This window comes from Blautia sp. CGZ-1-C1 (assembly GCF_056504575.1).
This window is the reverse complement of record NZ_JBWLUT010000132.1, coordinates 35339-58898: the sequence shown is the minus strand read 5'-3', so window position 1 is coordinate 58898 and position 23560 is coordinate 35339. Positions and strand designations below refer to the sequence as shown.

Sequence of the window (23560 nt, the reverse complement as noted above, 5' to 3'; positions counted from 1 at the left end):
GGTTCTGAGAAAATCAGAACTCTTTTTCGTTTAGGATGATTTTGGTATACTATGAAAATGATTCTTTCGGTTTTGCAATCATAAAAATTGATAAAAGCATGATTGTAAAAGGAAAAAAAATACTTTATAATGTTACAAATTGCTATAAATAAGCGTTCGCAATTGGATAACTGTCGGAAGAGATTTCATATAATTTAATGAAGTAAGCAATTTTACTAATTTTTAAAGAAGAAGGAGGAGTAAAAATTGATTTGTGGAATGACTTATTATCAAATATGCTGGTATTTTTTGGTGTATTCTTTTGGAGGCTGGGTTGTTGAAGTGATTTTCCATGCAGTGACTTTGGGAAAAGTTATTAACAGAGGATTTTTAAATGGTCCGGTTTGCCCGGTGTACGGGTTTGGAGTAATCTCTGTTTTTGCGATGATAAATACGCTTCAAAGCAGTGGTTATCAGATGAGTGATGGTATGATATTTATATTTGGGGTTATTTTAGCTACAGTAGTAGAGCTGATAGCAGGATGGCTGTTAGATGTATGTTTCCATGCAAGATGGTGGGATTATTCGGATAAACCTTTAAATTTCCATGGATATATCTGCCTGGAATTCTCGTTGATATGGGGATTGGCAATTGTTCTTGTTGTGAAGGTTTTTCAGAGATATGTAGAAAATCATACGTCATCGCATGCGGATTCCCTGTTAGGCTGGGTTGTGTTGGCAATTTTGTATGCTGCTTATCTGGCTGATTTTATTGTAACAGTAGCAGTTATCCGGGGATTAAATAAAAAGCTTACCAGACTGGATAAGATCCGTTCAGATATGAGGATTGTAAGCGATAAAATCAGTGATACACTGGCAACTACAACAATAGAAACAGCACAGGCTGTAGGAGAAAAGAAAGTTCAGGCAGCTTTGGCAAGGGCTGAATTACGTGATTCGGCAGAACTTAAGAAAGATAAATCTTTGGAAATGCTCCGCAAGAAAAAAGCTGAACTTCAAAAAGAATTTGATGATCTTTCAAACACAATTACTAATCATACAATTGTTGGACAGGGAAGAATTATTAAGGCGTTTCCGAAGATGAAACATAGAGATTATTATGAATTGATTCAGGAACTGAAAAATAGATTTTAACCGAATAAACTGCGAAGCAGTTATTCGGTTATGAAAAAGTATCTTACATTTTTGCGGTCACTGCTGAAAGATCGTCCATATGTTAAATTTGTGTATATGACAGGTATCCTCCCAATTGCAAAATACTCCAGCGGTTCAGAATTAAATATGTTTGCCGAATATACGATGGCAGGGGAAGAAAGATTTTCTGAATATTTTGGATTTACAGAGCAGGAAGTGGATGAGCTATATGAACGATATCAAGAGAGAAATAAAAATGCTTTGAAGGTGAGTCGTGAGGGATTAAAACTTTGGTATGATGGATATAATACACAGTCTGGCGAAAAACTGTATAATCCGAGATCCGTTGTTATGGCGTTATCTAATAACAATCTGCATTACGTTTTAGCAGATTCTTTCTGGACATTCTGATAGTAGTATGTCATACTTGAATATGCAGATATCAGGTCAAAAAGTCGTTCGTGCTTGCACGATAAGACTTTTGAACTTAGGGTCCGCCAAACATGAGAAAGTAGCGATTTACGCAGTAAATCAGCGGATTTCGAATGTTTGAGAATTAAGAATGAACAGGAGACATCAGCACAATGTTAGATGAAAGGATATATAAGAGTTATATAGGAATCTTGAAAGAAGAAATGGTTCCTGCAATGGGGTGCACAGAACCGATCGCACTGGCATATGGAGCGGCCAGGGCACGAGAAGTTCTGGGAAAAGAACCGGAACATATCACCGCAAAATGCAGTGGAAACATTATAAAAAATGTCCGTTGTGTTATCATTCCAAACTCCGGCGGATTGACTGGAATTGAAGCAGGTGTAGTCCTTGGTGCAGTAGCCGGAGACCCATCCCTGAATATGGAAGTTCTTTCGAAGGTAAATGAATCCGGAAGAAAGAGATGTTGTGAACTTCTGGACAAAAAGATATGCAAAGTAGAACTTCTGGACTCCCCGGTAGTCCTGCACTTTATTATAGAAATGCAGGCTGGATATGACACAGTAAGTCTGGAAATTAAATACGATCATATAAATGTAACCAAAATTGTAAAGAATCAGGAAGTCCTGCTGGATTCAGATCAAAAATCCGGTGAAACTCCAGCTGCAGCAGACAGAACTCTGCTCAATCTGGAAGATATTAAAACATTTGCAGATACTGTAGAACTTGATGATGTCAAAGAAATTATAGAAAATCAGATCCGCAGCAATATGGCAATCGCCCATGAAGGAATGACTGGTAAATACGGTCTTGGAATTGGCCGGATCATCCGTGAAACCTATTCCAATGATATGCTCACAAAAATGCGCAGTCTCACAGCCGCAGCTTCCGAAGCCAGAATGGGCGGATGTGACATGCCGGTAGTCATCAACTCAGGCAGCGGAAACCAGGGAATTGCCTGTTCTGTACCTCTGATCGTGTATGCCAGAGAAATGGAACTTCCGGACTATGTACTGTACCGCGCACTGGTATTTTCTAACCTTCTAACTGTATATCAGAAACAGTATATAGGTAAACTTTCCGCATTTTGCGGTGCAGTATCCGCATCCTGTGCAGCTGGTGCCGGAATTACTTACATGGGCGGTGGAGAACTTTCTGTGATCAAGAAGACCATAGAGAATACGCTTGCCAATATTCCGGGAATCATCTGTGATGGAGCGAAAATATCCTGTGCAGCGAAAATTGCCGCCAGTCTTGATGCTGCATTCCTGGCACATCATCTTGCTATGAACGGTCAGTCCTATGCGCCATACACCGGAATTCTCAAGGAAGAAGCCGGTGAAACCATCAGCTGCGTAGGACAGATCGGCAAAGAAGGAATGAAAGAAACAGATAAAGAAATTTTGCGGATTATGCTGGAAAGCGTTTAATCGTATGAGAAATAGATGAAAACGATGATTGTTGTTGGAACGTTAGCTTTGTTGATATAAGGGATTTTTTTGAGATAGCGTTGCGATAAAAAACAGATGTGCTTAAATGAGAAGAAAACGGAAGAATAGCAGATGAATTTTACAGTTACTGTTCACACGTCACTATCCCGCGAGGTGTTTTGGCATGAAAATGCCAAAATCCCGAGACATACCGCGCGAATTTATGCGAATAGCATAAATTCTGTGCATCGCGAAGCGTGTTACTGAGAACGGAGTGAACAGTAACATTTTACATAATCTTATCAATTATTTTAACTGTATATTATTGACAGTATGTTTTTTACATGTTATGATAAACGCGATTTTGAAAGACGAAGATGCAGAGTAACAGACAGAGTCTTTTCAAAGCAATTGTTTTGGACCACCCGGGAGGGTTAAGGCCATACGGACAGCCGGGTCCACTGCCGATTATGGTAACTTTGGTTACCTTATTGATTGAGTTAGAAGCTCAAATTTTATAAGTAGGTTCCTTTGATAACCGCGATGCGCCGGACGCGCAGACTTGTGAAACGGTCAATAAGAGTAGTAAAAGTATAATTGCTATATAGACTCTGACACGCATGATCCAGAAGTTTTATTTATGATGCTGAAAGAAAGTATTATCTGCTTTTTTATGCTTGTTGATAAAACATATAGATACAGATCAAAACGCAGGTTTGTGGTTAAGTGCCCTTACCTGCGCTTTTTGTTTTGTTCAGTCTGTGGAATTGCTGATTGAGGGTTGAAGCAAAGGAAACTGGAAATGGAGGAATGATGAAAGGAAGTCGTTTTAAATTAAACCAGAATCATGCACCCATACATGAAGCTCTGGAGACTTTCCGACGAATGAGAGTGGTGCCATTTGATGTGCCGGGTCATAAACGCGGAAGAGGTAACCCGGAGCTGACAGAATTTCTGGGACAAAAATGTGTAGGTGTGGATGTCAACAGCATGAAACCACTGGACAATCTCTGTCATCCGGTATCCGTAATACGGGAAGCGGAAGAACTGGCGGCAGATGCTTTTGGTGCAGCACATGCATTTCTGATGGTAGGAGGCACAACAAGCTCCGTTCAGACAATGGTATTGACTGCCTGTAAACGGGGAGATGAGATCATACTTCCCCGTAATGTTCACAGGAGTGTTTTAAATGCCCTTGTTTTATGCGGAGCAATCCCTGTTTATGTAAATCCGGAAGTGGACCAGAGACTTGGAATCTCTCTTGGAATGCGCAGGGAACAGGTTGAGAAGGCCATAAAAGAGCATCCGAAAGCAGTTGCAGTACTGGTCAATAACCCGACATATTATGGAATATGCAGTGATTTACGTGCGATCGTTAAGATGGCACATGATGCTGGAATGCTGTGCCTGGCAGATGAAGCCCATGGAACGCATTTTTATTTTGGAGGGGGTCTTCCGGTTTCTGCTATGGCAGCAGGTGCAGACATGGCATCTGTATCCATGCACAAGAGCGGTGGAAGTCTTACACAGTCAAGTCTTCTCCTCACAGGCCCGGCTGTACACGCAGGATATGTTCGTCAGATCATTAATCTGACACAGACAACATCAGGAAGCTATCTTCTGATGTCCAGCCTTGATATTTCAAGAAGAAATCTTGCACAGAGAGGCCGCCAGATTTTTCATCAGGTAGCAGATATGGCAGAATATGCAAGAGAGGAAATTAATGCCATTGGCGGTTATTATGCATTTGGAAAAGAACTGGTCAATGGAAATTCAGTCTTTGATTTTGACATTACGAAATTAAGTGTACATACACTGGACATCGGACTTGCAGGGATCGAGGTTTATGATATTTTGCGGGATGAATATGATATCCAGATAGAATTCGGTGATATTGGAAACATTCTGGCCTATCTTTCCATTGGTGACCGTGCCCAGGAGGTGGAGCGGCTTGTAAGTGCACTTGCTGAAATCCGCAGACGTTTTCAGACAGATGGCTCCGGGCTGTTGAGTCAGGAATATATTGATCCCCAGGTGGTGACCAGTCCACAGGAAGCTTTTTATGCAGACAAATGCAGCCTGCCTCTCCGGGAGACTGAAGGGAAGGTCTGCAGTGAATTTGTGATGTGTTATCCGCCTGGGATTCCCATTCTTGCACCTGGAGAGAGGATTACAGCAGAAATCCTGGATTATATTGAATATGCCAAAGCAAAGGGATGCAATATGACAGGACCTGAAGATCCAGATATTTTGAGACTGAATGTTCTGGCAGGGAGGTAAAGACAATGGAAATGTGGTTTTCAGAATTTCATACACCGGATGTGAAGCATAGTATCCGGGTAAACCGTCAGCTTTATTCTAAGCAGAGTGATTATCAGAGAATTGATATTTTTGAAACACCTGAATTTGGACGTGTGCTGACTCTGGATGGAAATGTAATGCTGACAGAGAGAGATGAATTTATTTATGATGAGATGATCACCCATGTGCCCATGGCAGTTCACAAAGAAGCAAGGGATATTCTTGTGATCGGTGCAGGAGATGGCGGTGTTGTCCGTGAACTGACCAGATACGACAGAGTCAGACATATTGATCTGGTAGAAATGGATCCTCTGGTTGTGGAAGCCTGTCGTGCATATCTTCCGGAAAATGCATGCAGACTGGATGACAGAAGAGTACATCTTCATTACGAAAATGCGCTGAAATTTATCCGGCGATGTGAGGGAAAATATGACCTTATTATTGTGGATTCTTCTGATCCCTTTGGTCCCTCGGAGGGACTGTTTACCCGTGAATTTTACGGGAACTGTTATAATGCATTAAAAGATGATGGAATTATGGTCAACCAGCAGGGAAGTCCATTCTATACAGAAGATGCACATGCAATGCAGCGTAGTCATAAGAAAATTGCCAGTACATTCCAGATCAGTCGTGTTTATCAGGCTCATATCCCTACATTTGCCGCAGGTTACTGGTTATTTGGATTTGCAAGTAAAAAATATCATCCTGTCGATGATCTGGACCCGGAAGCATGGAATGCATTAAACCTTCGCACACGTTACTATACAACAAGACTCCATAAGGGAGCATTCTATCTTCCTGCATTTCTGGAAGATATGCTGAAGGAAGTGGAGGGATAACTTATGATTCAGTCTAATGTAGAAACCTTTATCGGCTGTGAAAGCAGTTTCGAGGAAGCATCTGTTGTTCTTTATGGTGCTCCTTTTGATTCCACAACAAGCTTTCGTCCAGGTGCCAGGTTTGGCCCGTCTGCCATGCGTCATGAGAGCTTCGGACTGGAAACCTACAGTCCATACCAGGACAGAGATCTTATGGATATCAGAGTATTTGACAGCGGTGATCTGGAGCTTTGTTTCGGAAGCAGTGAAATGGCTCTTTCAGACATTGAAAAGCGGGCAGAGGAAATATTGAAAGCAGAAAAAATCCCGGTGCTTCTGGGAGGGGAACATCTGGTAACATTAGCAGCGGTACGTGCTGTATTTAATAAATATCCGGACCTTCATATTATACATTTTGATGCACATGCAGATTTAAGAGACGATTATCTGGGAGCCAGGCTAAGTCATGCCTGTGTGCTGCGAAGATGCCATGAGCTTCTGGGAGATAACCGTATCCACCAGTTCTGCATCAGAAGTGGGGAGAGAGAAGAATTTCAATTTGCTGCGAAGCATACAGATTTTCATCCCTTTACTTTTGACGGACTGAAAGAGACAGTCAGAGAACTGAAAGAAAAAAAGGTTCCTGTATATTTTACAATTGATCTGGACTGTCTGGATCCGTCAGCATTTCCGGGAACAGGAACTCCGGAAGCAGGAGGTGTGAGCTTCCTGGAACTTCTGGAAGCAATACAAACTGTTTCTCAGACCAAAGTGGTAGGTGCAGATGTGAATGAACTGGCACCTATGCTGGATGTAAGCGGTGTATCCACTGCAACAGCATGTAAGGTACTGCGGGAACTGCTTCTGGCAATTACAAAATAAATCTGAAGGACACAGATAATATAAACACTATAAAAAACTGTTGAAGAAACGGTTATATATAAGGAAAAAGGAGAAAAAGTTATGAGCAGAGTACTTGTGATCGGCTGCGGAGGAGTAGCCAGTGTAGCAATCCAGAAATGTTGTCAGGCAGATGAGGTATTTACAGAATTATGTATTGCAAGCCGTACAAAGGAAAAATGTGATGCGCTTGCAGAAAAATTAAGGGGAAAGACAAAGACAGTTCTTACCACAGCCAAGGTTGATGCGGATGATGTGGATCAGCTGATCGAACTGATTAATGATTATAAGCCGGATCTGGTAATGAACATTGCACTTCCATATCAGGATCTGACGATCATGGATGCATGTCTGGCCTGTGGTGTAAACTATATGGATACCGCAAACTATGAACCGGAAGATACGGATGATCCACAGTGGCGTGCTATTTATGAGAAACGTTGTAAAGAAGAGGGCTTTTCCGCTTACTTTGATTACTCCTGGCAGTGGGCATATCGCAAAAAATTTGAGGATGCAGGTCTTACAGCTTTACTTGGCTGTGGATTTGATCCGGGTGTTACACAGGCATACTGTGCCCATGCATTAAAGCATGAATTTGACCAGATTGATACTATTGATATTCTGGACTGCAATGGCGGAGATCATGGATATGCATTTGCCACAAACTTTAATCCGGAAATCAATCTCCGTGAAGTAAGTGCACCGGGAAGCTACTGGGAAAACGGACACTGGGTGGAAATCCCGCCGATGGCCATTAAGAGAGAATATAAGTTTGACCAGGTGGGAGATAAGGATATGTACCTGCTTCACCATGAGGAAATCGAGTCTCTGGCAAAAACAATCCCAGGTGTAAAAAGGATTCGTTTCTTTATGACTTTTGGACAGAGTTATCTGGATCATATGCGTTGTCTTGAGGATGTGGGAATGCTTTCTACAACACCGATCCAGTATAATGGACAGGAAATTGTTCCGATTCAGTTCCTGAAAGCACTGCTTCCGGATCCTGCAAGTCTTGGACCGCGTACAAAAGGTAAAACAAACATTGGCTGTATTTTTACAGGCGTAAAGGATGGAAAAGAAAAAACATATTATATTTATAATGTATGCGATCATCAGGAATGTTATCATGAGGTTGGAAGTCAGGCAATCAGTTATACAACAGGTGTTCCGGCAATGTGCGGTGCACTTATGATGCTGACCGGAAAATGGATCAGACCAGGTGTGTATACAGTAGAAGAATTTGATCCGGATCCGTTCCTGGAAGCACTTGACCGTTACGGTCTGCCACGCAGCGAAAGCCATGATCCGGAGCTGGTAGATTAATGGAAGAACTGGATAAAAGAGCACCATTTACAGCCACCGGCGGAGTCATTCCGCCGGAATTTAGGAATATAAAAACTCCCTGCTATATCCTGGATGAAAATGCACTTATAAAAAACGCAAAGCTTCTCGGTGAAGTGGCTGAACGAACAGGATGTAGGATGCTTCTGGCGCAGAAAGCGTTCAGTAACTTTGACTGTTATGACTTTTTAGAGCCATATCTTGCAGGTACAGAGGCCAGCGGACTGTTTGAGGCAAGGCTGGGTGCAGAAGAAATGCCTGGAAAGGAAGTCCACGTATTCTGTGCCGGCTATCGGGCAGATGAATTTGAAGAATTGCTTCGTTATGCAGATCACATTGTGTTTAATTCTCCGTCTCAGCTTCTTCGGTTTGGACTGATGGCAAAGGAAGCAGGAAAGAGTGTGGGACTTCGGATCGATCCGGAATGTTCTACCCAGGAAGGTCATGAGATTTATGATCCCTGTGCACCGGGAAGCCGTATGGGTACAACAAGAGCTCAGTGGGATGAAGCAATTGGGAAAAATCCGGAGCTTCTGGATCTGCTGGATGGTCTGCATTTTCATACTCTCTGTGAACAGGATTCTGATGATCTGGTAGATAACACTCGTCTCTGTTAAAGAAGCATTTCGGTGATCTGGCTTCTCAGGTAAAGTGGATCAATTTTGGCGGTGGTCATCATCTTCAAGCAGGGTATGACATTGAACGACTGGAACGATGTATTTCAGATGGCAAAGAATGATTGGGATGTGGAAGTTTATCTGGAACCAGGAGAGGCGTGGGCATTAAATGCAGGTTTTCTCCTGACCAGTGTACTGGATGTTCTGAAAAATGGAGAGACACAGATTGCAATTGTAGATGCCAGTGCAGCCTGTCATATGCCGGACGTACTGGAAATGCCTTATCGACCGCCATTACTTGGTACAGATGAACTGGAAGAAGAGGGGATTACGGTTCGGCTTGGAGGACCAACCTGTCTGTCAGGAGATGTGATCGGAGATTACAAATTCGGGACAGAAATCCCCAATATGGAGAATATTATTATGTTTGGAGATATGGCTATTTATACTACCTGTAAGAATAATACATTTAATGGAATGCCACTGCCGGATATCTGGCTCAGACGTGCTGACAACACTATGTTACAGCTTACGAGAGTTTGGTTACGCAGATTTTAAGGGAAGACTTGGAAGGCACCTTTAAGTTAAGAGTCGATATATAGTCCGGAAGAAGTGATATCCGGGAATTAGTAGAGCAGAAATGTCTGAAGCGATTATTCGTGAAAGGCATTTCTGCTCTGAAGTTTTGTGGTTTTATAACAAAGAAAGTGTCAAAAGCACTAACATTTATTCAGAAATCTGTGATACAATGATAAAGATGAAATACAGTGAAGCAGTATATTGTTTAATAAATAGAGAGATAATATGAAGTATGAAAAAACAGAATACAAATGAAATACAAAATAACCATAGCAATCAGGTGTGTTTTATGAATATCCGCTTGACATACACTCTAAAGGAGAGACTATGAAAATAGAAAAAAGATTATGGATTACTATGTTCGTGTTCGGGCTGTTTGCCATCTGTTTTTCAGGTTGGATTTTCAGCCAGAGTACGACCAGGGAAAAATTGTTCTGGGATAATACAATCCAGTGCGAAACAAAAGAACTGGAAGAAGGAGAAATCAAATCAGAGAATATTGCTCTGCCTGAAGATTTCGATATCCCCAGATCGATTTTATTTAAAACCACCCACACCATTGCAGAAGTTTGGCTGGATGGAGAAAAAATATACGAATACGGAAATGAAGCGGATGTCCCGGGCTTTATTAAGTCACCGGGAAGCTGCTGGCATATTGTGGATATTCCGGGAGACAGTGCAGGTAAAAGCCTGGAGGTCAGAATTATTCCGGTATATGAGGGCTATTATGGAAATAAAGTCAGTCTTGTATACGGAACACGAGGCGATTGTATTCTGAAAATATTAACAGACAGTCTCGGAAATCTGGTAATCAGCTGTGGAATTTTGTTTGCCGCTGTTATCTGCCTGATTCTCTATTGTGGAGCAGCGCAAAGAAAAAGAAGCGACAAGACAGAAGCGAAAATGGAGATTTTTTTAAACCTTGGATTTTTCTCATTGCTGGTCGCAGTATGGACACTGGTACAATGTGGCTTTCTGCAGTTTTTGATCCCGGATGGAAGAACCTTATATTTTGTGGATTATTTTTCACTTTTTCTTTTCCCGGTGCCATTTAATTTCCTGTTATATGATATCTGTAAAAGCAAGTACCATAAAGGAGCATTGATTTTTTCCATTCTTTATCTTGCAAATATGGCAGTCGATGTTTTGCTTCAGTGTACAGGAATTATTGATATGTTCCGGTTACTTTCTGTAACTCATGTTATTATGGTTGCAAATGCGGTTTACACAGTTGTGATCATTCTTTACGAAGCCAGAAAAGCAGGAAACGATGTAGCCCAAAAATTCCAGTATCCTATGTACGTAGCCATGGGATTTGCAATGGCAGAAATGTTTCTTTATTATTTAAGAAGATTTCAACAGACATCCATTTTGCTTTCTACAGGAACCATGCTGTTTATCATTATGCTGATCTGGATCCAGGTTTCTCAATATTACGATCAATATATCCAGAAACAAAAGGTAATCTATCTGCAGAAAATAGCCAATATGGATATGCTCACAGAGGCTATGAACCGAAATGCTTACGAGGATATGGTGAAATATCTGGATGAAGCTGAAATTAAACTGCGCACCACAGGTGTAGTGCTTTTTGATCTGGATAATCTGAAAGTAATCAATGATAATTTTGGACATGAAAAGGGAGACGAGGCACTGAAGCTGTGTTATCAGTGTATCAGTCAGGCATTTCAGAATGTAAAGAACTGTTTTAGAATTGGCGGCGATGAGTTTGCATATGTATATCACAGCGATGAGAAAGATATGATTCCGGAACGGCTGAAGACACTGGAGCTGATTTTGAAGAAAACCGTAGAAACACACAAGCTGGAGTATCCGTTTAGTGTATCAGCAGGATACGCTTATTATCAGCAGGATATAGATTTTGATTTTAAAGATATTGTAAGACGAAGCGATACCATGCTGTACCGTCAGAAGCGCAGGAAGAAGATTGCGGGGTCAACTGATCCGAGTCACTTGCTTTCCCGCATGGAAAAGCATTCCACAGAGGAGATCACAGATGAGGTGATCCTGCAGGAGAAAAAGTATCAGAGTATGTCAGTGGATGAACTTTGCAGCGTGATCGATCTTCTGAGTCCAACTACAGATAGTTACCCGTATGTGATTGATTTCCGGACAGATTTTTATTACATAGCAAACCAGGCTCTTGACCGTTTTTGTATTCCGAAAAATAGTTTTCATAGTGTGATTTCAAACCATAAAGAATTTGTATATGAACCTGATTATGAAAAACTGAAAGAGGAATTTGATAATCTTCTTAAAACAGACCGTTGTATCCATAGTATGGAATATCGATGGCTGGATCTGAAAAAAATGCCGGTCTGGATTCATTGCAAAGGATATCTGGTCCGGGATGATAATACGAAACCTCTTTATATGATCGGTTGTATCAATGAGATTGGAGAAAGACAGAAGGCAGATAATGTAAGCGGGTTATTAGGAGAGACAGGATTGCGGCAGTATATGGATCAACAGGATACTCCTTTGGAAACAGGATATCTGCTTCGTATAGGAATCGATCATTTTAAGGAAATCAATGATAACTTCGGACAGGAGTACGGTGATTTTGTACTTAGAAAAACAGCAGATTGTATTTCCGGCTGCATATCAGAAGCACAGAAAGTGTACAAGCTTGTGGCAGATGAATTTCTGATTCTGGATGTTTTTTCTGACGAGGTGAAGGATGCAGATAAACTTTATGATAAAGTGAGAAATGAAATAGACAGATTCATTGAATCTAATGAGTTTAAGGTCATGTATACGGTTTCAGGAGGAATTGTGCCATTTGCGGCATTAAAGGGGAATCAGTATTCAGAAGCCCTGAAGCTGACAGATTTCGCTTTGAATGAAGCGAAAAAGCTGGGAAGAAACCGTTGCTATATATTTAATGAGGAAACCTACAGAAGATTTCTTAGGAAGAGGGAGATTACTCAGGAACTGAGAGAAGCGGTGAACAATGGCTTCCGAGGCTTTAGGGCTTTTTATCAGCCTGTATTTGCTGAAGATAAAAAGGTGTCTTATGGAGCAGAAGCTTTAATGCGTTTTACTTCTGAAAGATTTGGAATGGTTTCACCGGCAGAGTTTATTCCGATTCTGGAAGAAACAGGACTTATTATTCCTGCTGGCCGATGGATGATGAGGGAGGTTATGGGAAAATGCAGTGAAATCAGGAAAGTAATTCCAGAGTTCAGAGTAAGTATTAATATTTCTCAGGTTCAGGCATCCAAGTCTGATGTGATCTAGGATATCAGTGGGGAAATGAAAAGAGCCGGGCTGCCGTTGGAAGCCTTGATCGTGGAATTGACAGAGAGTGACCTTCTGGAACAAAATATAAATGAGAAGCATTTTCTTACAGAACTGAAGCGGATGGGAATCAGTCTTGCACTGGATGATTTTGGAACCGGATACTCGAATTTCCATTATCTCAGCGAACTGAAACCGGAGATCATTAAGATCGACCGCTCTTTCACTGCCAAAGCAGTTGCAGATAAACAGGAATATTATCTGCTGAATCAGTTTTGTACCATGACCCATAATCTGGATATGAAGATTTGTATCGAAGGCGTGGAAAATGCTCAGGAATGGCTCAAAATCCGAAAGTTGCGCCCGGAATTTACCCAGGGATATTTCTGGGGAAAACCTTGTGAATATGAAGAGTTTATGACAAAATTTATAGAAAGAAAATGAGATGAAGAAAAAAATTTGTAAGTTGTCAGCAGTAGTATTACTTTTTTTCTCAGGGATTATGGAAATTGGCTGGCGCTTTTTTAACATGGTGGTCTGTTGCAAAAGAGGGGGAAGGAAAAAGGAAAGAAAGAAATGGTTTGAATTATCCCATATACGGGATAATCATCCCAGAAACGGATATGCAAAGGAATATGAGGAGAGTAGGGCATGGTGCGAGGCTCAGAAGATGCAGGACTGCTATATCCGGAGTGTGGATGGATTAAAACTCCATGGATTCTATCTGCCTGCAGAGAATGCAAAGAGATTTGTCATATTAAGCCATGGCTATCGGGGCAGCAGATTTGGTTCCCTGTCATTTATGGCAAAATATCTCCACGAGCGCCAGTGCAATCTTTTATTTATGGAACAGCGTTGCTGTGGAGAAAGTGAAGGAAAATATATCACCTTTGGAGCAAAGGAAAAATGGGATGTACAGCGGTGGGCAATTTATGTGTCCGAGAGAAATAAGGAGAAACTTCCAATCTATCTGTATGGACAGTCTATGGGGGCATCTGCTGTATTGATGGCATCCGGATACAGGCTTCCGCCAGAAGTGAAGGGACTGATCGCAGACTGTGGATTCCAGTCTATGGAAAGACAGATGCGGGATATGGCTGACAACTGGTTTCATCTGCATTATATCCCTTTGCTTTTGAAGGAAATGGACTGGCTGTGCCATTTTGTGGCAGGATTTCGTATGAAAGATGCAGATACCACAGAAGCTATGAAAAGGAATACAAGACCTGTCCTTTTCTTTCATGGAGAGAAAGATACCTATGTGTATCCGAATAATTCATTTCAGAACTATATGCTGTGCAAAGCACCAAAAGAACTGGTCATTGTACCGGAAGCAAGGCATCTGTGCAGTGCCTATGCAGATCCGGAACTGTATCAGTGTACAGTGATGGAGTTTTTTGAGAAATATGATGGTAGTAATTCTGAAAAATAATGTGACTGTTTTCCACCGCCAAAGGTGATTACGAATGACAATAATCCCCTGACCGGGACTTATCAGATACGTTTTGTTAAATGTATGATAAGTCCCGGTCAATTTTATGTAAAGTGTTCATTAAGTCCTGAGAGTACTGGTATTTGGAAAAAATCTGTGCTATTTTTTGTTGCGTAATAAAAAAAGTAATGTTGTAGCTGTCAGTACATCGTTTTTGAACTAACGGTAAGCTACTGAAAAAAATATGTAATGTTTTTGTATCCGGGAAAAGAGAAACCGGGCGATGGAGGTTAAATAAAGTATGACAAACTACTATCCTTTAACAGCAGCACAGAAAATGCACCACAACTGGATCATGGATTACGGTACACAGCAGGTATCCGGTGTCAGTGTTGTGGCATCTGTACAGGCTGAACTGGATTTTGGATTATTAAAAAAATGCATTCAGATGGAAACAGAACGTTCCGGATGCACCAGAATCCGTTTTACAAAGCCTGATAAAGACGGAAATGTACAGCAGTACCTTGTAAAACAGGATCCAAGGGATATCGGATTCAAGGATCTGTCAGGAATGGGAAGCCTTGCAAAAGCAGACGAACTGATGCAGCAGTGGGCATACGAAACCTTTGACGGTGATGACATTCCCATGTGCGAGTTTACTATGTTGAAGCTGCCGGAAGGATATAATGGTTTCTTTGTACATATGGATCACAGACTGATTGATTCCTGTGGTCTGGTAGTAATGATCGGTGATCTGTTTCAATTATATACCTATTATAAATATGGAACAGCCTATCCGCAGGAACTGGCAGATTTTGAGACAGTACTGAAAAAAGACCTGGCAAAAGCAGGCAACGAGAAACGTTTTGCAAAAGATAAGAAATTCTGGGATGACCAGCTGGATGCACTGGGCGAACCTCTGTATTCTGATATTCAGGGACCGTCCGTACTGGAGGAAGCGAGAAAACGTCATGGAAATCCCGAACTTCGTTCTTCTGACATTGAGATGAAGGATCTGTTTGTAGCAGTTGAGGATTATTATCTGGAGCCGGAACCAACTAAAAATCTGATTGATTTTTGTATGAACCATCAGCTATCCATGACAAATCTTCTTCTGCTTGGTATCCGTACTTATCTGTCAAAAGTAAATAACGGACAGGAAGATATCACTATCCAGAACTTTATATCCAGACGTTCTACTCATGATGAGTGGACTTCAGGAGGAAGCAGAACCATCATGTTCCCATGCAGAACAGTGATCGCACCGGAGACAGATTTCCTTTCTGCTGCTTATGAGATCCAGAATATGCAGAATCGTATATACATGCACAGCAACTATGATCCGGCACTTATTATGGATGAGATGAGAAAGAGATACAATACACCGGAGCATACAGGATATGAGAGCTGTTATCTGACTTATCAGCCAATGACTGTGAAGGTGGAGAATGAAATGCTTGGAACCATCCGTCAGCATGCAAAATGGTTTGCAAACGGTGCAGCCACCAAGAAGATGTATCTGACCGTATCCCATACAGAAGATGGAGGTATGAACTTCTCCTATCATTACCAGACTGCTCATCTGGAGGAACATGATATGGAGCTGCTTTATTATTATATGATGCGTATTCTTTTTAAGGGAATCGCAGAGCCGGATATGAGCATCGGCGAAATTATGGAACTGGTTTAACCGAATCAATATCAGGAGGAAACGCAATGAATCAGGAAATGGAATTTAAAAATATTGTAGCACAGTATAGCAAGGTAGCACCGGAAGAAATGAATAATGAAATGAGATTCCGCGAGGATCTGGGTTTCAGTTCTCTGGATTTTATGTCCTTTTTAGGTGAACTTGAGGATACCTTTGATCTCGAACTTGACGAGAGCGAAGTGTTGAAGATCACAACTCTTGGCGAAGCCTTAAATCTGCTGGAAGAACTTCAGTAATTTTTTTCGAAGTAAAACTTATAAAGATGTCAGGATCAAAGATATTTTGTACCTGACAGGATATCCATAACTTGAACAGTTCAGAAAATAATGGGGGACAGATATGCTAATCAGAAATATATTAGAAGAAAGTGCACGTAAATTTGACGAAGTAAAAGCAGTAAAATGGCTCAATAAAAAGGAAATCATGGAAAGAAGCTATGGCGAACTGATGGAAAATGCAGTTGCCACCAGAAAAGGTCTTCTTGCAGAAGGCTTTGAGGGAAAGCACATTGCACTGATCGGAACCAGTTCTGTAGAGTGGATGGAAAGCTATCTGGGAATCATCACCGGATGTACTACAGCAGTACCTCTGGATGCCGCGCTTCCCTGTGAGGATCTGATCGACCTGCTTAACCGTTCCGATTCTGCCGCTCTTTTCTTAAGTCCGAAGTTTAGACCATATCTGGATGCATTTCTTGGAAATTGTCCGAAACTTCAGAAGGTGTGGATGCTTCAGGAAGAGGTAGAAGATGCACCGGCAAAGGTATATGGTATTAGTGAACTTCGAAATGCAGGAAAGAGCGCATCAGCAGATTCTGTCTGCCCGGATGCAGAGGATATTGCGACCATTATCTTCACTTCCGGAACAACAGGAAAGAGCAAGGGTGTTATGTTGACACAGAATAATCTGGCTTCCAATGTTGAGGCAGTAAAGATTACAGCAGAACCGGGAACTGCCATGCTCAGTGTGCTTCCGATCCATCACGCATTCTGTCTGGTTATGGACTGGCTGAAGGGATTCTCTCTGGGTGCAACTCTTTGTATCAATGATTCCCTGCTTCATATGGTAAGAAATATGAGTATTTTCAAACCGGATATTATGCTTATGGTTCCAATGATGATCGAGACGATTTATAAGAGACTGGCTGCCGCTGATCCGTCAATCCCGAAGGCAGTTCTGGCAGAAAAAGTATTTGGCGGAAAACTGAGCATTATCTTTACAGGCGGTGCACATCTGGATCCGTATTATATTGATCGTTTTGCAGAATATGGCGTTGAAGTGCTGGAAGGTTATGGAATGTCAGAATGTTCCCCTGTTATCAGCAATAACACACCGGAAAACCATAAAAAGGGTTCTATTGGAAAACCACTTGAAAATGTAGAAATCAGATTTGAAAACGGTGAGATTCTGGTAAAAGGAAGCAGTGTAATGAAGGGATATTATCAGATGCCTGATGAGACTGCAGAGACTTTAAAGGATGGCTGGCTGCATACCGGTGACAAGGGGTATATGGATGAAGACGGTTATCTGTTTATCAATGGACGTGTGAAGAACCTGATCATCTTGTCCAACGGTGAAAATGTATCTCCGGAGGAGATTGAGAATAAGCTGGCTCTGAATCCACTGGTGGGTGAAGTGATCGTGACAGGTGAGAACAATGGCCTGACAGCCCGCATCTATCCAGAGCAGGCCGTTGTGGAAGCGAAAGCATTGGATACAGAGGCAATTCAGACACAGCTTCAGGCATTTCTGGATGAATATAACAGAAATCAGCCAACCTATCGTCGCATTACAGGACTGGTTATCCGCAAAAATCCGTTTATCCGCAACACAACAAAGAAGATTAAGAGGCTGGATGTTCTGATTGATGAGCCTCTGGCGTAAATAAGACCGGGCAATGATTATGCTCCCTGAATTAGGATAAAAGCGGCAGCATACCGGATAAAAAAATTTCAGACAGAATATCAGCGATCACTTCCGGTGCAAGATTAAAATTATCCCGGCTCCATTTGTGGAGAACTCCGATAGTACTGCCGATGGCACAGGTGATCACATAGGAAACTTCTTCCTTTGTATGCCTGTCAGGCCTGGAATTAGATGTAGTCTCTGTGACATAATGATGGAGCATAGTCAGCATTTTTTCAAACAGATCATTGCCATGAGGTGTGCTTAAAAGACCGGACAGAAAAGGATTTTCCATAGTGTACCGGCACAGAGTCAGAAAATAGGAACTGCAGATATCCCGGTCATTTTTGGGCTGGAAGTTTTCCATCATGGAAAAAACGTCATGAATTGTTTTATCCTCAACTGCAGCGATCAGTGAAGGGACGTCCTGATAGTGATTATAAAAAGTACTTCTGGCAATACCTGCTGTTTTAGTGATGTCGGATACAGTAATCCTGTCAGGCTTCTTTTCCTTTACCAATTTGAAAAAAGCACCTAAAATGGCCTCGTCAGCCACGGAATATCTTTCATCGGGAATTATATTTTGCATAGCTGTCTCCTCCCGGGAGTCTGTAAGTAATACATAAAGTATACCACAAATCTGACGATAAAAAAATAAAATATTATCTGCTTTTAGGCATGTTCCATATAAAGATATTCAGGAGGTCATAAATGAGGAAAGGTAATGCATTACAGGTATTTTATGATGGAAAACTTGTAGGAACACTGGCTATGACAGCTGACCATAAAGCTGCGTTTCAATATAGTGAAGAATGGATTGAAAATGGTTTTCCGATCAGTCCGTTTTCACTTCCCCTTAAAAAGCAGGTTTTTGTACAGACAAAAGATTTTTTTGACGGATTATTTGGAGTATTTGCAGATAGTTTGCCGGATAATTGGAGGAGAAAAAATGACTATTAGAAAAGCAGAAGAAGAAGACATTCCAAGAATAATTGAACTGTTGGGACAGGTATTGCAGATTCATGCGGATATAAGACCTGATATTTTTATTCCTGGTACCACAAAATATACTGTAAGCGAATTGACAGAGCTATTAGGAAAAGAAGAAAAACCCATATATGTAGCAGTAAACGAGGAAGATGTTTGTGTGGGATATGTATTTTGCCAATTACAGGAACAGCCTTTTTCAACTAATATGGTACCGTTTAAGTCTCTTTTTATAGATGATCTATGTGTGGATCAGCAGGCACGAGGACAGCATATCGGTGAGCGTCTGTTTGAGTATGTAAAAAACGAAGCAAAGCGAATGGGCTGCTATGAAGTGACACTGAATGTATGGGCAGGAAATGTTTCGGCCGAAAAATTCTATGAAAAAATGGGTATGAAAACCAAAGAAAGACAGATGGAATATATCCTGGAATATTGATACGTTGTATAGTATATTTGAGAAGTCTATCTGCGAATTTATAGAGATATCCGATAGATGAATCCCATCAGTCAAACAGTAAATATTAAAAGAAAACGATGCAGATCAGGCACAAGTTATACTTCGGAAACTTGTGCCTGATTTTTACAGTATTATTTGGTCTACAGGTGCTTTTGTTCGGATATTTTTTTAGCGTTGATATAATTTATGATTATGTCTGCTGCATCGGAAATATCAAGTTTTCCAAGTTTTTTGGCCTCTTCTTCGAGCTTCTTTCTGTCATAGAGTTCCAGTCCAAGTCTGGAAGCCAGTCCCCTGCGGAGGTTGCGAAGAGCAATAAGCAGTGGGTGGGGACTTGCTTGTATCACTCAGGTAAGAATTAAGTGATGGAAGCATTTCACATAATAATAGTTACTTTGCGCATTTTGTGTTATAATTGAGATTAACAGGAAATGATAAATATCTGTAAAATGAATGTTTATCAGGAACTTACCGGAGGACATTTTAGTTAAGGCGTAATAAATTTCGGACTTTGTAAAATGCAAAAGGGAGATCAATGATATGAGAAAAAAAACAGTTCAAAAAAGTAGTACCAAAGGCAATGCAAAAAGTAATACAAAGAGCAATGCAAGAAACAGCGTAAAAAACAGTGCAAAAAACAGTCCTCAAAAAGCTGTTAAGACTGTTGCTCCAACAGCAGAGAATGTTTCTGTTAAGCAAACCGCAATTATTCAGGAGCCAGCTGTTGAACAGAATGAACAGAACATTCCAACGAAACAGCCTGATCTGGGACCGCGAAGAAGTGTAGCCTTCATTGGATCAGAATGTTATCCATTTGTTAAGACAGGTGGATTGGGAGATGTAATGTCTGCCCTGCCAAAGAGTCTGGCAAAATTAAACATTGATGTTAAGGTCATTATTCCAAGATATAAATGTATTCCTCAGAAATTTCAGGAAAAGATGGAATACAGGGGTTCCTTTGATATGAATCTCTGCTCTGATGGAAAGCAGTATTATGTGGGAATTATGGAATATCAGGAGGACGGTGTTGTCTATGATTTTATAGATAATGATGAGTTCTTTTCCTGGGGAAATCCATATACGAATCTCATAGATGACATTCCGAAGTTCTGTTATTTTGCAAAAGCTGCCCTTGCTGCCCTTAATTATCTGAATTGGACTCCTGATGTAGTACATTGTCATGACTGGCAGGCAGCTTTAGTACCACTTTATCTGAGAACCTGTTTCCAGGATACAGATGTAGGACGTGCAATTTCAGTACTCACAATACATAATCTGAAGTTCCAGGGTATTTATGACAGAAAAATGATTCAATACTGGTCAGGACTTCCGGATTATGTATTTAATAAGGACTGCATGATTCAGAACTGGCTGGATGCCAATATGTTAAAGGGTGGTATCGCTTACAGTAACAAAGTTACAACCGTAAGTAACACCTATGCCTGGGAGATTCAGACAGAGGAATATGGCGAGGGACTTGCAGAGCATTTAAGATATCACAACAATAAGATTCTGGGAATTGTGAATGGTATTGATACGGATATCTGGAATCCAGCAACTGATAAGCTGTTAGCTGCTGATTATGATGAGAAGTCAGCAATAAAGGATAAAAAGATTAATAAAAAAGCTCTCCAGGAATCTCTGGGGCTGGATGTAGATGAGCATAAGATGGTAATCGGACTTATTTCACGTCTCACCAACCAGAAAGGTCTTGATCTTGTAAATGACGTAATCCCGGGAATTATGGATGAACATACGCAGGTGGTTGTTCTTGGTACTGGTGATTCTCAGTATGAGAATACATTCCGTTATTATGAAAACAAATATAAAGGCAATTTCTGTGCATATATTGCTTACAATGAAAATGTGGCTCACAATATTTATGCAGGATGTGATGCGCTTCTGGTTCCATCAAGATTTGAACCATGTGGACTTACACAGCTTATAGCCATGAGATATGGTGCAGTTCCGATTGTAAGAGAGACCGGAGGACTTAAAGATACGGTTCAGCCTTATAATATGTTTGAGAATACAGGAAACGGTTTTACATTTGACAGATATGAAAGCGGGCTGCTTTACGACGCAATCAACAGAGCAAAGACTCTCTATTTCGAGAACAGAAAATCCTGGGATGATATGGTAATCCGCGATATGAATAAAGATGTCTCCTGGGAAAAGAGTGCAAAACAGTACAAAGATATGTATGTAGGATTAACACCAAGAGATTAGAGTGTGTTTGAAAAATGCTTTACGCAAGATTTCACATTCTGATGGGCTTGGATTAAGATGCATTATTTTAGAGGATTGCTATAATGAAGTAAAAGAGCCAGATCTCGCCAAATGTGCAAAGAGAAAAGATTTTGGGCAGGGATTTTATTTGAGACTCTTATCGCTTATCTTGCCGGAGCTTATGGAAGAATTGAGGTTAAGTGTTGCAGGTACTCTTTCTATACTCAGAAGGTGTCATTCCGAATTGTTTTTTGAATGACCGCGCGTCGCATTCTCGTTACTTCAGTGATGAGTTAGACGCGCAATTTTTTTGTTAAAAAAAGAACGTATGTTTACAGAATAAGATATCTATGGTACAATTTGTTCATAGCACAAAATAAAAAAACAGTTCAGAGGAGAAGAAAATGCAGACGGTATCCAGTTATGGTGTGGAAATACGAAAACAGAATATCCCAATCCGCCAGACACTGGAGATCTATCGTCAGGCGGTCAGCTATCTGACGGAAATCTATGAACAGGTGTGGACAGAACTGAAAATGATCCCGGAAGCAAAAAAACGCTTTAATGCAGCAGAACATCTGATTCACACAACGAAAAAGAACCATGCCCGCTTTGATTTTGACATCCATTTCCCGTTATCTCAGGAGAGCTGCCATCCAGCATGCACTGGGAAGTGTATCGTCCTATGAAAGCCGGATGAAACAGTGGGAGGCAGCGGGAGAACTCTCCGGGAAACCGAATTTTACCTGTGAAAACCATGCCATGCCGGTCTTTTACCGGGATGTGATGTACCGCGAAGGGACAGAGGGAAAAGATGAGGCATACCTGAAACTGTATGACGGGCATGACTGGAGATGGTTCCGTGTGTGTTTAAGCCATACGGATATGGAATACCTGTGCAGGAACTGGTATGGGAAAAAGGCATCTGCCCCGGCACTGGAGAAAAGACACCATAAATATTTCCTGCGTTTTTCTTATATAGAAGAAGTGACGCTTACTCAGACACCTGTAAGGGAACAGATCATCTGCAGTGTGGATCTGGGAATCAATACGGATGCAGTCTGTACCATCATGCGGGCAGACGGAACTGTCCTGGGGAGAAAGTTTATTGACTTCCCCAGTGAAAAAGACCGTATGTACCGCACACTGGGACGAATCCGGAGATTCCAGAGGGAACATGGATCTGCGCAGGCAGGGGAAAGGTGGGCATACACCAGACGTCTGAATATAGAATTAAGCAGAAAGATCGCAGGGGCAGTTGCAGAATATGCATGGGAGAATCATGCAGATGTGATCGTATTTGAGTATCTGGAAATGAACGGAAAGATATCGGGAAGTAAGAGGCAGAAACTGCAGCTTTGGAGAAAACGGGATATCCAGAAACGGTGTGAACATCAGGCACACAGGAAAGGGATGCGCATATCCAGAATCTGTGCATGGAATACGAGCAGGCTTGCGTATGATGGATCAGGGATAGTCCTGCGTGACTGGAGAAATCACAGCCTCTGCGCATTTCAGACGGGAAAAAGATATAACTGTGATTTGTCAGCTTCTTATAATATCGGGGCCAGATATTTTATCCGTGAACTTTTAAAACCCCTTCCGGCAACGGAAAGGTCTTTGCTGGAGGCAAAAGTCCCTGCAGTAAAGCGTAGAACCTCATGTGTTTATGCAGATCTAAGGGAACTCAGTTCTGAGATGGGACTCTTAATGGCTGCATAGATGCAGGCAGATATACAGCGGACTACCTGTAATGTGGGGACCTGCCATATCTGACATGGGAAAAAGCGCGTATCTGCGCAAACCTAAGTTACAGGTGTATCCGCCGATATTTAGTCTGACGCCTAAAGCGTCTGGAAGCACGTGACTTCAGTCATGTGAGGATATAATTCACTAGGAATGAAAGAGGATACAAAATGACGGAGAGATTATTATTAACAGCAGCATTTTTAAACTTTAACAAATGTAGCAAGAATTCTCCTACCTCTTCAGGGACGCCGCTGAAAAACTGTTTTTTCATACT

The 23560-nt window shown here is 41.3% G+C and carries 17 protein-coding genes and 2 pseudogenes; 18 read left to right on the top strand and 1 reads right to left on the bottom strand.

What is annotated here, in order from left to right; translation table 11 throughout:
• The first annotated feature begins 246 nt into the window (after window positions 1-246).
• From AC058W_RS12995 to AC058W_RS12935, 13 genes and pseudogenes are all read left to right on the top strand, one after another.
• Window positions 247-1134: a putative ABC transporter permease gene (locus tag AC058W_RS12995; RefSeq protein WP_117676778.1), complete on the top strand. Its 888-nt coding sequence runs from the start codon at window positions 247-249 to the stop codon at window positions 1132-1134.
• A 30-nt stretch (window positions 1135-1164) separates the two neighbouring features.
• Entirely contained in the window at window positions 1165-1545 is a 381-nt protein-coding gene (locus AC058W_RS12990; protein ID WP_117676777.1) for a P-loop NTPase family protein, read from the top strand.
• 173 nt (window positions 1546-1718) lie between these two features.
• Window positions 1719-2996 (top strand): L-cysteine desulfidase family protein, encoded by a 1278-nt coding sequence (locus AC058W_RS12985; protein WP_294439820.1) that lies wholly within the window; start codon window positions 1719-1721, stop codon window positions 2994-2996.
• A gap of 810 nt (window positions 2997-3806) precedes the next feature.
• Window positions 3807-5276: an aminotransferase class I/II-fold pyridoxal phosphate-dependent enzyme gene (locus AC058W_RS12980; protein WP_026077052.1), complete on the top strand. Its 1470-nt coding sequence runs from the start codon at window positions 3807-3809 to the stop codon at window positions 5274-5276.
• A gap of 5 nt (window positions 5277-5281) precedes the next feature.
• Window positions 5282-6136 (top strand): polyamine aminopropyltransferase, encoded by an 855-nt coding sequence (gene speE, locus AC058W_RS12975; protein WP_019162638.1) that lies wholly within the window; start codon window positions 5282-5284, stop codon window positions 6134-6136.
• 3 nt (window positions 6137-6139) lie between these two features.
• Window positions 6140-6997 (top strand): agmatinase, encoded by an 858-nt coding sequence (speB, locus tag AC058W_RS12970; RefSeq protein ID WP_117676775.1) that lies wholly within the window; start codon window positions 6140-6142, stop codon window positions 6995-6997.
• A gap of 81 nt (window positions 6998-7078) precedes the next feature.
• Window positions 7079-8338: a saccharopine dehydrogenase family protein gene (locus AC058W_RS12965; protein WP_117845464.1), complete on the top strand. Its 1260-nt coding sequence runs from the start codon at window positions 7079-7081 to the stop codon at window positions 8336-8338.
• Window positions 8338-9556: pseudogene (locus tag AC058W_RS12960) on the top strand (carboxynorspermidine decarboxylase). Before AC058W_RS12965 ends, AC058W_RS12960 begins: the two are co-directional and overlap by 1 nt.
• Before the next feature lie 323 nt (window positions 9557-9879).
• Window positions 9880-13257, top strand: a pseudogene (locus tag AC058W_RS12955) (bifunctional diguanylate cyclase/phosphodiesterase).
• Between the two features lies 1 nt (window position 13258).
• Window positions 13259-14245, top strand: a complete 987-nt coding sequence (locus AC058W_RS12950) for an alpha/beta hydrolase (protein ID WP_118630464.1) — start codon at window positions 13259-13261, stop codon at window positions 14243-14245.
• A gap of 301 nt (window positions 14246-14546) precedes the next feature.
• Window positions 14547-15935, top strand: a complete 1389-nt coding sequence (locus AC058W_RS12945) for a condensation domain-containing protein (RefSeq protein ID WP_117676770.1) — start codon at window positions 14547-14549, stop codon at window positions 15933-15935.
• Between the two features lie 26 nt (window positions 15936-15961).
• Entirely contained in the window at window positions 15962-16192 is a 231-nt protein-coding gene (locus AC058W_RS12940) for an acyl carrier protein (protein ID WP_008706731.1), read from the top strand.
• Window positions 16193-16295: 103 nt separating this feature from the next.
• A complete protein-coding gene (locus AC058W_RS12935) occupies window positions 16296-17840 on the top strand; it encodes an AMP-binding protein (protein ID WP_479390164.1) in 1545 nt (514 codons plus the stop codon).
• Window positions 17841-17871: 31 nt separating this feature from the next.
• Here AC058W_RS12935 and AC058W_RS12930 read toward each other — a convergent pair whose 3' ends face one another.
• Window positions 17872-18450, bottom strand: coding sequence for a TetR/AcrR family transcriptional regulator (locus AC058W_RS12930; RefSeq protein WP_118419995.1), 579 nt, complete (start codon window positions 18448-18450; stop codon window positions 17872-17874).
• A 122-nt stretch (window positions 18451-18572) separates the two neighbouring features.
• Here AC058W_RS12930 and AC058W_RS12925 point away from each other — a divergent pair, with 122 nt between their 5' ends.
• From AC058W_RS12925 to AC058W_RS12905, 5 genes are all read left to right on the top strand, one after another.
• Window positions 18573-18821, top strand: a complete 249-nt coding sequence (locus tag AC058W_RS12925; protein ID WP_330489884.1) for a HipA N-terminal domain-containing protein — start codon at window positions 18573-18575, stop codon at window positions 18819-18821.
• Entirely contained in the window at window positions 18811-19287 is a 477-nt protein-coding gene (locus tag AC058W_RS12920) for a GNAT family N-acetyltransferase (RefSeq protein WP_117676767.1), read from the top strand. Before AC058W_RS12925 ends, AC058W_RS12920 begins: the two co-directional genes overlap by 11 nt.
• A 561-nt stretch (window positions 19288-19848) precedes the next feature.
• Complete coding sequence (locus AC058W_RS12915; RefSeq protein ID WP_117676765.1) at window positions 19849-21537, top strand: glycogen synthase; 1689 nt, start codon at window positions 19849-19851, stop codon at window positions 21535-21537.
• Between the two features lie 404 nt (window positions 21538-21941).
• Entirely contained in the window at window positions 21942-22226 is a 285-nt protein-coding gene (locus AC058W_RS12910) for a hypothetical protein (RefSeq protein WP_479390163.1), read from the top strand.
• Window positions 22227-22233: 7 nt separating this feature from the next.
• The gene (locus tag AC058W_RS12905; RefSeq protein WP_479390162.1) at window positions 22234-23259 is read left to right on the top strand and encodes a nuclease/transposase family protein; all 1026 of its coding nucleotides are present in this window, start codon (window positions 22234-22236) and stop codon (window positions 23257-23259) included.
• Window positions 23260-23560: the final 301 nt, after the last annotated feature.

Excerpts from the sequence above, each read along its gene's own strand:
- AC058W_RS12990 (WP_117676777.1), top strand. The coding sequence starts at position 1,165 with ATGAAAAAGTATCTTACATTTTTGCGGTCACTGCTGAAAGATCGTCCA.
- AC058W_RS12985 (WP_294439820.1), top strand. The coding sequence starts at position 1,719 with ATGTTAGATGAAAGGATATATAAGAGTTATATAGGAATCTTGAAAGAA.
- AC058W_RS12980 (WP_026077052.1), top strand. The coding sequence starts at position 3,807 with ATGATGAAAGGAAGTCGTTTTAAATTAAACCAGAATCATGCACCCATA.
- speE (WP_019162638.1), top strand. The coding sequence starts at position 5,282 with ATGGAAATGTGGTTTTCAGAATTTCATACACCGGATGTGAAGCATAGT.
- speB (WP_117676775.1), top strand. The coding sequence starts at position 6,140 with ATGATTCAGTCTAATGTAGAAACCTTTATCGGCTGTGAAAGCAGTTTC.
- AC058W_RS12965 (WP_117845464.1), top strand. The coding sequence starts at position 7,079 with ATGAGCAGAGTACTTGTGATCGGCTGCGGAGGAGTAGCCAGTGTAGCA.
- AC058W_RS12950 (WP_118630464.1), top strand. The coding sequence starts at position 13,259 with ATGAAGAAAAAAATTTGTAAGTTGTCAGCAGTAGTATTACTTTTTTTC.
- AC058W_RS12945 (WP_117676770.1), top strand. The coding sequence starts at position 14,547 with ATGACAAACTACTATCCTTTAACAGCAGCACAGAAAATGCACCACAAC.
- AC058W_RS12940 (WP_008706731.1), top strand. The coding sequence starts at position 15,962 with ATGAATCAGGAAATGGAATTTAAAAATATTGTAGCACAGTATAGCAAG.
- AC058W_RS12935 (WP_479390164.1), top strand. The coding sequence starts at position 16,296 with ATGCTAATCAGAAATATATTAGAAGAAAGTGCACGTAAATTTGACGAA.
- AC058W_RS12930 (WP_118419995.1), bottom strand. The coding sequence starts at position 18,450 with ATGCAAAATATAATTCCCGATGAAAGATATTCCGTGGCTGACGAGGCC.
- AC058W_RS12925 (WP_330489884.1), top strand. The coding sequence starts at position 18,573 with ATGAGGAAAGGTAATGCATTACAGGTATTTTATGATGGAAAACTTGTA.
- AC058W_RS12920 (WP_117676767.1), top strand. The coding sequence starts at position 18,811 with ATGACTATTAGAAAAGCAGAAGAAGAAGACATTCCAAGAATAATTGAA.
- AC058W_RS12915 (WP_117676765.1), top strand. The coding sequence starts at position 19,849 with ATGAGAAAAAAAACAGTTCAAAAAAGTAGTACCAAAGGCAATGCAAAA.
- AC058W_RS12910 (WP_479390163.1), top strand. The coding sequence starts at position 21,942 with ATGCAGACGGTATCCAGTTATGGTGTGGAAATACGAAAACAGAATATC.
- AC058W_RS12905 (WP_479390162.1), top strand. The coding sequence starts at position 22,234 with ATGAAACAGTGGGAGGCAGCGGGAGAACTCTCCGGGAAACCGAATTTT.